Source organism: Pseudomonas sp. LY-1 (assembly GCF_053502595.1).
On record NZ_CP094353.1, the window covers coordinates 648,091 to 660,616 of the forward strand.

8 protein-coding genes are annotated in these 12,526 nt (G+C 62.3%); 7 read left to right on the top strand and 1 reads right to left on the bottom strand.

What is annotated here, in order from left to right; translation table 11 throughout:
• The first annotated feature begins 111 nt into the window (after positions 1-111).
• The gene (gene typA / locus MOQ67_RS02870; RefSeq protein ID WP_017849921.1) at positions 112-1,932 is read left to right on the top strand and encodes a translational GTPase TypA; all 1,821 of its coding nucleotides are present in this window, start codon (positions 112-114) and stop codon (positions 1,930-1,932) included.
• A 195-nt stretch (positions 1,933-2,127) separates the two neighbouring features.
• Here typA and MOQ67_RS02875 read toward each other — a convergent pair whose 3' ends face one another.
• The gene (locus MOQ67_RS02875) at positions 2,128-2,562 is read right to left on the bottom strand and encodes a YkgJ family cysteine cluster protein (RefSeq protein WP_017849920.1); all 435 of its coding nucleotides are present in this window, start codon (positions 2,560-2,562) and stop codon (positions 2,128-2,130) included.
• 236 nt (positions 2,563-2,798) lie between these two features.
• On the opposite strand from MOQ67_RS02875, the gene MOQ67_RS02880 reads away from it, so the two are divergent.
• The 6 genes from MOQ67_RS02880 to MOQ67_RS02905 all read left to right on the top strand — a co-directional run bounded on the left by MOQ67_RS02880 (position 2,799) and on the right by MOQ67_RS02905 (position 12,457).
• A complete protein-coding gene (locus MOQ67_RS02880) occupies positions 2,799-5,249 on the top strand; it encodes a glycogen/starch/alpha-glucan phosphorylase (protein WP_198717754.1) in 2,451 nt (816 codons plus the stop codon).
• A gap of 157 nt (positions 5,250-5,406) precedes the next feature.
• On the top strand, positions 5,407-8,946 hold the full coding sequence (locus MOQ67_RS02885) for a DUF2339 domain-containing protein (RefSeq protein WP_198717755.1): 3,540 nt from the start codon (positions 5,407-5,409) through the stop codon (positions 8,944-8,946).
• Positions 8,946-10,298, top strand: a complete 1,353-nt coding sequence (locus MOQ67_RS02890) for a DUF3999 domain-containing protein (RefSeq protein WP_177031449.1) — start codon at positions 8,946-8,948, stop codon at positions 10,296-10,298. The genes MOQ67_RS02885 and MOQ67_RS02890 overlap by 1 nt, the downstream gene beginning before the upstream one ends.
• 108 nt (positions 10,299-10,406) lie before the next feature.
• Entirely contained in the window at positions 10,407-11,417 is a 1,011-nt protein-coding gene (locus tag MOQ67_RS02895) for a class 1 fructose-bisphosphatase (protein WP_046490869.1), read from the top strand.
• A gap of 185 nt (positions 11,418-11,602) precedes the next feature.
• Entirely contained in the window at positions 11,603-11,857 is a 255-nt protein-coding gene (locus MOQ67_RS02900) for a hypothetical protein (protein WP_017849914.1), read from the top strand.
• Between the two features lie 30 nt (positions 11,858-11,887).
• The gene (locus MOQ67_RS02905; RefSeq protein ID WP_017849913.1) at positions 11,888-12,457 is read left to right on the top strand and encodes a lipocalin family protein; all 570 of its coding nucleotides are present in this window, start codon (positions 11,888-11,890) and stop codon (positions 12,455-12,457) included.
• Positions 12,458-12,526: the final 69 nt, after the last annotated feature.

Sequence of the window (12,526 nt, forward strand, 5' to 3'; positions counted from 1 at the left end):
CGTCACCGGCCCCCCGACTCTGCCGTCAAGCTGTAACGGCAAGGCCTGACTCTACTGTTAATCGCTGCCACGACCTGTCAGCACACCGAATCCTCTGATCGAGATACACAAGTGATCGAAAATCTACGTAACATCGCCATCATTGCTCACGTTGACCATGGTAAAACCACCCTGGTAGACAAACTCTTGCGTCAATCCGGCACCCTGGAGCGCAACGAGCTCAACGACGAGCGCGTGATGGACTCCAACGACCAGGAAAAAGAGCGCGGTATTACCATCCTGGCTAAAAACACCGCTATCAACTGGAACGGCTACCACATCAACATCGTGGATACCCCGGGCCACGCCGACTTCGGCGGCGAAGTAGAACGCGTAATGTCGATGGTCGACTCCGTTCTGCTGCTGGTTGACGCTCAAGACGGCCCTATGCCGCAAACCCGTTTCGTGACCAAGAAGGCGTTCGAAGCCGGCCTGCGTCCGATCGTGTGCATCAACAAGGTTGACCGTCCAGGCGCGCGTCCGGATTGGGTTCTGGACCAGATCTTCGATCTGTTCGACAACCTGGGTGCTACCGAAGAACAACTGGACTTCCAGGTTATCTACGCTTCGGCCCTGAACGGTATCGCCGGTCTGGATCACACCGCCATGGCGGAAGACATGACCCCGCTGTACCAGGCCATCGTTGACCACGTTCCACCACCGAAGGTTGACCGTGACGGTCCGTTCCAGATGCAAATCTCGGCACTGGACTACAACAGCTTCCTGGGTGTTATCGGTGTTGGCCGTATCGCTCGTGGTAGCGTCAAGCCGAACACCCCGGTTGTCGCTATCGGCGCCGACGGCAAGAAACGCAACGGTCGTATCCTGAAGCTGATGGGTCACCACGGCCTGCACCGCATCGACGTTGAAGAAGCGTTCGCCGGCGACATCGTGTGCGTCAGCGGTATGGACTCGCTGTTCATCTCCGACACCCTGTGCCAGCCGGACACTGTCGAGGCGATGAAGCCTCTGACCGTCGACGAGCCAACCGTTTCCATGACCTTCCAGGTAAACGACTCGCCTTTCTGCGGTAAAGAAGGCAAGTTCGTGACCTCCCGTAACATCAAGGAACGTCTGGACAAAGAGCTGCTCTACAACGTGGCACTGCGCGTTGAAGAAGGCGACTCGGCTGACAAGTTCAAGGTTTCCGGCCGTGGTGAGCTGCACCTCTCGGTACTGATCGAAACCATGCGTCGCGAAGGCTTCGAAATGGGCGTTGGTCGTCCTGAAGTGATCATCCGTACTGTTGACGGCGTGAAGCAGGAACCGTTCGAAAACGTCACCATCGACACCCCTGAAGAATCCCAGGGCAAGGTCATGGAAGAGATGGGCCTGCGTAAGGGCGACCTGACCAACATGGTGCCGGATGGCAAAGGCCGTGTGCGTCTGGAATACAACATCCCTGCGCGTGGTCTGATCGGTTTCCGTAACCAGTTCCTGACCCTGACCAACGGTGCTGGCATCCTGACCTCGATCTTCGATCGCTACGACACCATGAAGTCCGGCGACATGTCCGGCCGTCAGAACGGTGTTCTGGTTTCGGTTGAAACCGGCAAGGCGCTGACCTACTCCCTGGAAACCCTCCAGGCGCGTGGCAAGCTGTTCGTTGAACACGGTCAAGAGATCTACAACGGTCAGATCGTTGGTCTGAACAGCCGTGACAACGACATGGGCGTCAACCCAACCAAAGGCAAGAAGCTCGACAACATGCGTGCTTCGGGTAAAGACGAAACCATCGCTCTGGTTCCACCTGTTCGCTTCACCCTGGAACAGGCCCTGGAATTCATCCAGGACGACGAGCTGTGCGAAGTCACGCCTAAGTCGATCCGCCTGCGTAAGAAGATCCTGGACGAAGGCGAGCGTACCCGCGCTGCCAAGAAAGCCAAGAACTGAGTTAACTCAGGCTGAATGAAAAACGCCCCCGGTCGAAAGGCCGGGGGCGTTTTTTTATGTCTGCAGGTTTTGTGCTGAAGGTGCCGGCCCTATCGGGGGCAAGCCCCCTCCCACATTTTGAAGGCGTTCACAAATCAAAACTGTGGGAGGGGGCTTGCCCCCGATAGGGCCCTTGAGAACCCTGCAAAACATGGATCAGAACTTATCGAGAGTCTTGAAATTGGTCTCGCGCACCACTTCCTTGGGCTTGTACGCGCAATACCCCGGCCGCGGGCCGATTTTCGGGTGGTTGCGGCAGGTATCCGGGCGCTTGTCATAAATAGTGCAGAAGCGCGTCTTACGATCCAGGTACAGGCAGTCGTTGTTGCTCATGCGCTGCAGGGTGAAGATCTCGGATTTGCTGTTGTAGCGCTCGACGATGCCTTCCTTCTGCAAACGCTTGGCGATGTTCTTCGGCGGGTCGCCGCGCTCGAATTCATCGACGATGCCAATGCGGATCAAGTCTTTGATCTTCACTTCGACCGGCAGCGTGCAGCAGCTGGACACGCAGCCTCCGCACATGTGGGCGGAATATTTCTGCCAGGTCTCGAGACGGTCGAGTTCCGCGGCGGCGATCAGTTGAGGCTTCATCAGGGTTCCAAGGTGGGGCGGTATCCGGGCGCGCGATCATACCGGGATTGATGGTTTTTTGAACAATATTTTCGGGTTTTCAGCTCGAAGGCGGCTCGAACAGTGATCGGGCACGACCCCTGCATTAAATTCATGCAAAGGTGAATGAGTTAAAAAACTGCCGAACCAGCGCGTCGACCGCCGGTCAGACCGACTAGGCTCTAGCAACTCCTTCAATCTCGCCCGAGGTCACACCGATGTCTCAGGAACCGCTTGCACGAGAAGCAGAGGTAGCCGCATTTCGCGATGCTGTCTTGACCAAACTCACCTACGCGGTGGGCAAAGACCCGGATCACGCCTTCGACCATGACTGGTTCGAAGCCATTGCCCTGGCCGCCCGCGACCAGATGGTCGATCACTGGATGAACCATACGCGGCAAATCTACCGCAAAGGCCAGAAGCGGGTGTATTACCTCTCGCTGGAATTCCTCATCGGCCGCCTGCTCTTCGACAGCCTGAGCAACCTCGGCCTGCTGGAGATCGCTCGCGAAGCGCTCACCGAGTTGGGTGTCGACCTGGAACGCATCCGCCTGCTGGAGCCCGATGCAGCGCTCGGTAACGGCGGTCTGGGGCGCCTGGCGGCGTGCTTTATGGAAAGCATGTCGACCCTGGGCATTGCCGGCCATGGTTATGGCATCCGTTATGAGCACGGGCTGTTCCGCCAGGCGATTGTCGATGGCTGGCAGCAGGAACAGACCGAGCGCTGGCTGGATTTCGGCAACCCGTGGGAGTTCGAACGGGCTGAAGTGATCTACTCGATCGGCTTCGGCGGCAGCGTCGAAACCCTCGCCGATGCCGGCGGCAAGCTGATTCAGGTGTGGTCGCCCAGCGAAACCGTGCGGGCCGTGGCCTACGACACTCCGGTGGTCGGCTGGCGCGGCGCCAGCGTCAACACCCTGCGGCTGTGGCGTGCGCGTGCCGTGGAAGACCTGCACCTGGAGCGCTTCAACGCCGGCGACCATTTGGGCGCCGTCGCTGAAGTGGCCCGCGCCGAAAGCATCTCCCGAGTGCTTTACCCGGCCGACAGCACCGAAGCGGGGCAGGAACTGCGCCTGCGCCAGGAATACTTCTTCGTCTCGGCCTCGCTGCAAGACCTGCTGCGCCGCCACAAGAACATGCACGGCTCGGTGCTGAGCCTGGGCGAACATGCTGCCATTCAGCTCAACGACACGCACCCGTCCATCGCGGTCGCCGAGTTGATGCGGCAACTGGTGGACCTGCACGATATTCCCTGGGACGCGGCGTGGGACGTCACCGTCGAAACCCTGTCGTACACCAACCACACACTGCTGCCCGAAGCCCTGGAAACCTGGCCGGTCGGCCTGATGGAACGCATGCTGCCCCGGCACATGCAGATCATCTACCTGATCAACGCGCAGCACATCGACTCGCTGCGCGCCAAGGGCATCCACGATTTCGACGTGCTGCGCGCCGTGTCGCTGATCGAAGAAGACAACGGCCGCCGCGTGCGGATGGGCAACCTGGCGTTCCTCGGCTCCCATAGCGTCAACGGCGTATCCGGCCTGCACACCCAACTGATGCGCAGCACGGTGTTCTCCGAACTGCACAAGCTGTACCCGGAGCGCATCAACAACAAAACCAACGGCATCACCTTCCGCCGCTGGCTGTACCAGGCCAACCCCCAACTCACCGGCATGCTCGTCGACGCGCTGGGCGCGGACATCCTCGACAAGCCCGAACAGCGCCTGATCGAACTCGAACCGTTTGCCGAGAAGCAGGCCTTCCGCAAGGCCTTTGCCGAACAACGCCTGCACAGCAAGCGCGCGCTGGCCGAGATCATCCATGAGCGTCTGGGTATTGCGGTCAACCCGGCGGCGATGTTCGACGTGCAGGTCAAGCGCATCCACGAGTACAAGCGCCAGTTGCTCAACCTGCTGCACACCGTGGCGCTGTACCAGGCGATCCGTGCCGAGCCCGAGACCGACTGGGTGCCGCGAGTGAAGATCTTCGCCGGCAAGGCGGCGGCGAGCTATCACCAGGCCAAGCTGATCATCAAGCTGACCAACGACATCGCCCGTACCGTCAACAACGACCCCACCGTGCGCGGCTTGCTCAAGGTGGTGTTCCTGCCCAACTACAACGTCAGCCTGGCGGAAAGCATCATCCCGGCGGCGGACTTGTCGGAGCAGATTTCCACCGCCGGCTTTGAAGCATCGGGCACCAGCAACATGAAGTTCGGCCTTAACGGCGCGCTGTCCATCGGCACCATGGACGGCGCCAACGTCGAGATGCACGAGCGCGTGGGCGGCGAGCACATGTTTATCTTCGGCCTCAGCGCCCAGCAGGTGGAGGCCCGCAAGCACGCCGGTGAATTCCACGCCGGGCCGGACATCGCCGCGTCCCATCGTTTGAGCGATGTGTTGCAAGCGATTCGCGGCGGGGTGTTCTCGCCGGACGATCCGGGCCGTTATGTGGGCTTGATCGATGGGCTGATCGAGTACGACCGCTTCCTGGTGTGTGCCGACTTCGATGCCTACTGGGAGGCGCAGACCCGGGTCGACGCGCATTGGCATGATTCCAAGGAATGGTGGCGTTCGGCGGTGCTCAATACTGCGCGGATGGGCTGGTTCTCTTCGGACCGCACCATCCGCGAATACGCCACCGAGATCTGGAAAGCGCTCGACTAAACACCCCAAAACCAAAATGTGGGAGGGGGCTTGCCCCCGATAGCGGACTGTCAGTTTGCAGATATGTGACTGGCACACCGCTATCGGGGGCAAGCCCCCTCCCACATTGGTCCCGCGTCGATATACTAGGTCCCGGTTTGCTTAGGGAATATCGACCATGCAATGGATTTTCATGCTGATTGGGCTGGCGCTCGGCTGGACGCTCGATGAGTCGTTCGGCGACGCGGGCATCGGCGCGCTGCTGGGGTTGGGCGTTGGCCAGGCGATTCGCCTGTCGATGCTGGCTTCGCGCACGGATGAACAAGGCCGTCAGTTGGAGACCGCGCAGAAAGCGCTCACCGCGCTGGAACAACGCCTGGCGCAAATGGAAAAGCCTGCACCCGAACCTGCGCCGCTCGCACACAGTGTGTTGGTCGAATCCCCCGTCGCCGAATCCGCCCCGCCGGCCAAGGCCCCCGAGCTTATCTGGGAACTGCCCGCCGAACTGGCGCCGACCCCCGTCGCCATTGTCGCCGAACCAAGCCAGGCGTTACCGGCGGATGTGTGGACGCCTGCCGAGAAACCGCCTGCACCTGAACCGGTTATCCCCCGAGGCCCCAACCTGATCGAACGTGCCATCCGCGGCGCGCGCAATTGGCTGTTCGGCGGCAATACCGTGTTGCGCGTAGGCGTGGTGCTGCTGTTCCTCGGCCTGGCCTTTTTGCTGCGTTATGCCACCGAAGGCATGGTGGTGCCGATCGAACTGCGTTATGCCGGGGTTGCCGCCGCCGCTTTGGGCCTGCTGGGCCTGGGCTGGTGGTTGCGGCTGCGCAACAGTAATTACGGCTTGATGCTGCAAGGCACCGGGATTGCGGTGCTGTACCTGACGGTGTTTGCCGCAATGCGCCTGCACCCGTTGATCGACCCGGGTGCGGCGCTGGGCCTGCTGGTGGCTGTCACGCTGTTTTCGGCGATTCTGGCGATCACCCAGGATGCGTTGGGCCTGGCCTGCGCAGCGGCGCTGGGCGGGTTTGCCGCGCCGATCCTGACTTCCACCGGCGCCGGCAGCCATGTGGCGCTGTTCAGCTACTTCGCCCTGCTCAATGCCGGCATCCTCGCCATCGCCTGGTTCAAGGCCTGGCGCCTGCTCAACCTGATCGGCTTTGTCGGCACCTTCGGCATCGGCTTCGCCTGGGGCCTGCGTTCGTATGCGCCGCAGCTGCTGTGGAGCACCGAGCCGTTCCTGATCGTGTTTTTCCTGATGTACCTGGCCATCGGCCTGCTGTTCACCCGGCGCAAATTGCTGGAGATGAACGACGCGCCCGAGGACGACAGCCGGGGCGCGCTGCTGCGCTGGTCGGCGGCCAAGGGCGATTATGTCGACGGCAGCCTGCTGTTCGGTCCGCCGCTGGTGGGCTTTGGCTTGCAGTTCGCACTGGTCCAACACCTGGAGTTTGCCGCTGCGTTCAGCGCCCTGGGCCTGGGCATCATCTACATGGGCCTGGCCCGACTGCTCAGTGGCGGGCGTGCCTTGCTGCTGGCGGAAACCTGTCTGGCCCTGGGCGTGATCTTCGCCAGCCTGGCGATTCCCCTGGGCCTCGACGCGCGCTGGACCGCAGCGGCCTGGGCGGTGGAAGGCGCCGGGATCTTCTGGCTCGGCCTGCGCCAGCAACGGCCGTTGGCGCGGGCGTTCGGCCTGTTGTTGCAACTGGGCTCGGCGCTGGCCTTCCTCAGTGAACTGCGCGTCGGCGCACACACAATGCTGGACGGTGCGCCATTGGGCGCGCTGTTGCTGGGTGCCGCGTTGCTGTTCAGCTTCGCGCAGTTGCGCAACGCCTCCACCGAACAGGCGGCGGCTTGGGAGCGCAAGGGCTTGCCGGTGTTGGCCAGCCTCGGGCTGACCTTCGTGTACCTGCTCGCACCGCTGTTGTTGCTGACCCAGGGCACCGCCATCAGTTGGGCGCTCGCCGGCCTGGCGACGCTGTACGTGGGCCTGCGCATCGGTTCACGGACCTTCCTGTTCACCGCGTTCGCCGTGCAACTGCTGGGTGGCGCGTTGTTCTTGTTGCGCCTGCAAGGCGGTGATGGCGCGGCGGTATTCAGCGCGGGTTGGGGCGGTTTGCTGACGGCCTCGCTGATCGGGCTGGCGTTGATCGGCGGCATGCTGCTGGCGGCCCGTGACGACATGGTGCGCAGCGACGCGCGCCTGTTGCGCGGGTTGTCGGTGGTGCTGCTGGCCGGCCTGGTGTTGATCAACCTGGCCGTGCTGTTTGTGCTGCCTTGGGAAAGCGCCAGCGGGGTGTGGGCGGCGAGCGGTCTGCTGATCATCTGGTTGAGCCTGTACCTGCAACAGCGCGTCAGTTTTGTGTTCGGTTTGCTGCTGCAACTGATCGGCGGCGCGTCGTTCCTGCTGGCGGTGCCGGAACTGCTCGGGCCGTTGACCAATGAAGGTTTGCGTCCGTTGGCGCACAGCGGTTTCTGGACGCCGATGGTGTTGTGCCTGGCCGCTCTGGTCGGCGCCTGGCGCTTGCAGCGCGAACCTCATGCGCCGGTGTTTGCTGTGCTGAAACTGCAACGCCTGTCCGACCTGTTGCTGGTATGGGGCGCGGCCTGGTGGGCGCTGGCGCTGATCGGCGAAGTGCTGCGGTTTATCCCGCAAGCGTTGCAGGGCGCGTTCCTGCTGGGTATCGCCGCGGCGAGCGTGGCGCTCTGGACGTTGCTCGCGGCGCGCCTGCGCTGGGCCTCGCTGGCGATGCTCTGCACTTTGCTGATGCCGGCGGCGGCAGCGGTGTTGCTGGTGTCTGCCCATAGCTACTATCACCCGGCGGCGCAGTTCGGCTGGCTGGCCTGGCTGGCGGTGTTCGCGGTGCATTTCATCTCATTGCGGCGCTTGGCGGCGGTGGCTCCGGCCAAAGTACTGAGCGTTGCCCATGTGTTGGGTTGCTGGATGTTGATCGGCGTCCTGGCGCTGGAGCTGCGCTACGGCCTGTTGTTGCTGTCGAGCGAATACAACGCCTGGCGCTGGCTGGGCTGGGCGATCCTGCCGAGCCTCTACCTGGTGCTGGCGGCTGCGCCGCGCAGTTGGCCATGGCCGGTGTCGGCCTATGCCAAGGAGTACCGCGTGCTGGCGGCGCTGCCGTTGGCGGTGCTGATGCTCGGCTGGTTCTGGCTGGCCAATACGTTCAGCGACGGTACGGCCAAGCCGTTGCCCTATGTGCCGCTGATCAACCCGCTGGACCTGGGCCTGCTGTTTGCCCTGCTTGGCGTGTATCTGTGGTCGCGCAGTGTGGCGCCGCAGCGCGGGCCGCGTGCCGAATGGATCGCCCAAGGGGTGGCGGGGGCTTCGCTGTTTGCGTTCTTCACGGCGCTGGTGATGCGTACCGCCCACCATTGGGGCGGCGTGCCGTTTCACCTGGACGCGTTGCTGGAGTCGATGCTGGTGCAAGCCGGTTTGTCGATCATCTGGACCCTGATCGCCCTCGGCCTGATGATCGGCGGTCACCTGCGCCATCGTCGCGAAGTTTGGCTGATCGGCGCGGCGTTGATTGCCGTGGTGGTGGCCAAGTTGTTTTTTGTCGAGCTGAGCAACCGTGGCGGCCTGGCGCGGATCGTGTCGTTCATTGGCGTGGGCGGGTTGTTGCTGGTGGTGGGTTACTTCGCACCGCTGCCGCCCAAGCGCGCCGAACCTGTGTTGGAAACTGAAGGAGCATCCTCTTGATCGGTAAGTTGAGCGTGGCGGTAGTGGGCGTGTGTGCGACATTGTCGGTATGGGCCCAGGAAACGCCCGCCGACTTCTCCGCCCAGGTGCCGCTGAGTGTCAGCGGCAACGGCCCATGGTATCGCCTCGAATTGCCGCTGGCCGTGCAACTGAGCGCGCGCCAGGCCGACCTCAGCGACCTGCGCGTATTCAATGCCGCCGGTGAGCCCCAGGCCTACGCGCTGTCGCGCCAATCCGCGCAACACACCGAGAACCGTAACGTTGCCGATGTGAAGTGGTTCCCGCTGTACGCCGCCGACACCCGCGAAACCTTGCCAGCGGTGGTGATGAAGTCCAGCGCCGAAGGCACCTTGCTGGAGGTGCGCCCCTCCACGGCAACCACGACCGGCCAGCAGGTGCTGCGCGGCTGGGTGCTCGACGCCAGTGCGATCAAGGCGCCGTTGCAGCAACTGAGCCTCGACTGGAGCCACGAGCAAGAAGGCTTCCAGCGATTCAGCATCGAAGCCAGCGATGACTTGCAGCACTGGACGCCCTGGGGCGACGGGCAAGTGGCGCGCTTGTCGTTTGCCGACGAGCGCGTCGAGCAGCACGACGTCAGCCTGCCGGGGCAAACGGCGCGTTACCTGCGCCTGTTGTGGCAGGGCCAGGCAGCGCCGCTGTTGACCTCGGCCAAATTGGTCAGCGCCACCCGCAGCAGCCTGCCGACGCCATGGGTGTGGTCGCAGCCGCTCTCCGGCACGCGGCTGCAGGCGGGGGAATACACCTGGCAGTTGCCGGCGGGGCTGAACGTCGAGCGCCTGCGCGTGGAATTGACACAACCCAATACGCTGGCGCCCGTGACCTTGTCGGGGCGACGCGACAGCAAGCAAGCCTGGCAGCCGTTGAGCAATGGTTTGCTGTACCGCCTGACCCAGAACGGCCAGGACGTGGTGCAGGATCAATTGCAGTTGCCGGGCCAGGCGGTCGCCGAACTCAAGTTGCAGGTGGATGAGCGCGGCGGCGGCCTGGGCACCGCCGCGCCGACCCTGCGGGTTGCCGTGCGCGCCACTCAGTTGGTATTCCTGGCGCGGGGCGAGCCGCCGTTCACCCTGGCGCTGGGGAATGCCTCGGCCAAGGCGGCGAACCTGCCGCTGTCGACCCTGATCCCCGACTACAGCGCCGAGCGCCTCAACACCTTGGGGCAGGCCACGGTGGCGGGGGACGTCAGGGTCACGTCGCCAGCGCTCGTGGCCGCTGTCGACACCGAACCGAACTGGAAAAAACTCGGACTCTGGGCCGTATTGCTGCTCGGTGTGGCGGCGCTGGGGGCCATGGCTTACAGTTTGCTGCGCAAGCCTGCGGCAGCACGTTAAATAACGTCCATGAACTCTATTGGGTTTAAATCCTCTGATAGGAGGAAATACGCCCCGACTCGCGTTAAACTGCGCGGGTTTTTAGCCCCCCATACATCGGAGCCTTCCATGTCCCGCGTTACCCTAAGTCGCTATTTGATCGAGCAGACCCGCAGTAACAACACGCCTGCCGATCTGCGCTTCCTTATCGAAGTGGTGGCGCGTGCTTGCAAGGAAATCAGCCACGCCGTGTCCAAAGGCGCGCTGGGTGGCGTCCTCGGCAGCATGGGCACTGAAAACGTCCAAGGCGAAGTGCAGAAGAAACTCGACGTGATCTCCAACGAGATCCTGCTCGAAGCCAACGAATGGGGCGGTCACCTGGCCGGCATGGCGTCCGAAGAAATGGACAATGCCTACCAGATCCCGGGCAAATACCCGAAAGGCGCCTACCTGCTGGTGTTCGACCCACTGGACGGCTCGTCCAACATCGACATCAACGCCCCGGTCGGCACCATCTTCTCGGTGCTGCGTTGCCCGAACGAACACCTGAGCCAGAACGAAGCCCTGAACGAAAAGGCCTTCCTGCAGCCGGGCACCCAGCAGGTTGCCGCCGGTTATGCGATCTACGGCCCGCAGACCATGCTGGTCCTGACCCTGGGCGACGGCGTCAAAGGCTTCACCCTGGACCGCGAAATGGGCAGCTTCGTGCTGACCCACGAAGACATCGTGATTCCTGCTGCTACCCAGGAATTTGCAATCAACATGTCCAACCAGCGCCACTGGGAAGAACCGGTCAAGCGCTACGTCAGCGAGTTGATGGAAGGCGAAGAAGGCCCGTTGAAGAAAAACTTCAACATGCGCTGGGTCGCGGCGATGGTGGCTGACGTACACCGCATCCTGACCCGCGGTGGCGTGTTCATGTACCCGCGTGACAGCCGCGAGCCGTCCAAGCCGGGCAAGCTGCGCCTGATGTACGAAGCCAACCCGATGTCGTTCCTGGTTGAACAGGCGGGCGGTGTGTCCACCGACGGCCACCAGCGCATCCTCGACATCCAGCCCGAAGGCCTGCACCAGCGCGTGGCGGTGTTCCTGGGTTCGAAGGAAGAAGTCGAGCGCGTGACCGGCTATCACCAGAAGTAAGTGCGGCGAGGGAGCAAGCTCCCTCAGCACGTTCAAGACGTGAAGTCTTGAACGATGAGAAGCCCCGAAACGTTTCAGCGTTTTCGGGGCTTTTTTGTTTTCGTTCGTCGGGAACCAGACACCTGTTTTCCCTTCTAAGCTTCTGGCAGACCCCCAACCTGCCTCGTCCCTCCAGGAGTTATTCCATGTCGTTACGCCGTCTCGCTTTGCTGGCCTTTTGCGTGCTGTTGGCCGCTTGCAGCAAGGTCAATCAGGAAAATTACGCGAAGCTGTCGGCTGGCATGGCCAAGGCCGAAGTGGAGTCGTTGCTGGGTAAGCCGACCGATTGTTCCGGCGCGCTGGGTATGTCCAGCTGCACCTGGGGCGATAAAAACAGCTTTATCAGCGTTCAATATGCCGGTGACAAAGTTCTGATGTTTTCCGGGCAAGGCCTGAAGTAAACCGGGGCGAAAGCCTGCGGGAGAAGAAGAATGATGCGTTTTGTTGTGTTCCTTTGCGCCAGCCTGTTTTTGGCGGGCTGCGCCAGCCATTCTGGCGATGATCTGCAACCCAAGACCGCGGGTAACGTCAACCTCAAGCGTTACCAGGGCACTTGGTACGAATTGGCGCGATTGCCGATGTACTTCCAGCGCAACTGCGCGCAGTCCGAGGCCCGCTACACCTTGTTGCCGGATGGCGATATGTCGGTGTTCAACCGCTGCCTGACCAGCGACTGGAAGTGGGAAGAAGCCAAGGGCACCGCTACGCCGCAAGTGCCGGGCAAGACCGACAAGCTCAGGGTGGAATTCAATAACTGGTTTACCGCGCTGTTGCCGGGCGTCGCCAAGGGCGACTACTGGGTGTTGTATGTCAGCGATGATTACAAGACTGCCCTCGTCGGCAGCCCGAGCCGGCGCTATATGTGGATCTTGTCGCGCACGCCGACGGTCAGCGCCGACACCCGTGAAGACCTGCTGAGCAGGGCACGGCAGCAGGGCTATGACACCACGCGCCTGATCTGGCGCACGTCGGACAAGCAGATGGCGAAGACCTCGCAATAACTCTGGATCAGCACAAATCCAATTGTGGGAGGGGGCAAGTCGAATCGTCGCACCGCCCCTCCCACATTT

Coding starts and splice junctions, on each gene's coding strand:
- MOQ67_RS02875 (WP_017849920.1), bottom strand. CDS start 2,562: ATGAAGCCTCAACTGATCGCCGCCGCGGAACTCGACCGTCTCGAGACC.
- MOQ67_RS02880 (WP_198717754.1), top strand. CDS start 2,799: ATGTCTCAGGAACCGCTTGCACGAGAAGCAGAGGTAGCCGCATTTCGC.
- MOQ67_RS02885 (WP_198717755.1), top strand. CDS start 5,407: ATGCAATGGATTTTCATGCTGATTGGGCTGGCGCTCGGCTGGACGCTC.
- MOQ67_RS02895 (WP_046490869.1), top strand. CDS start 10,407: ATGTCCCGCGTTACCCTAAGTCGCTATTTGATCGAGCAGACCCGCAGT.
- MOQ67_RS02900 (WP_017849914.1), top strand. CDS start 11,603: ATGTCGTTACGCCGTCTCGCTTTGCTGGCCTTTTGCGTGCTGTTGGCC.
- MOQ67_RS02905 (WP_017849913.1), top strand. CDS start 11,888: ATGATGCGTTTTGTTGTGTTCCTTTGCGCCAGCCTGTTTTTGGCGGGC.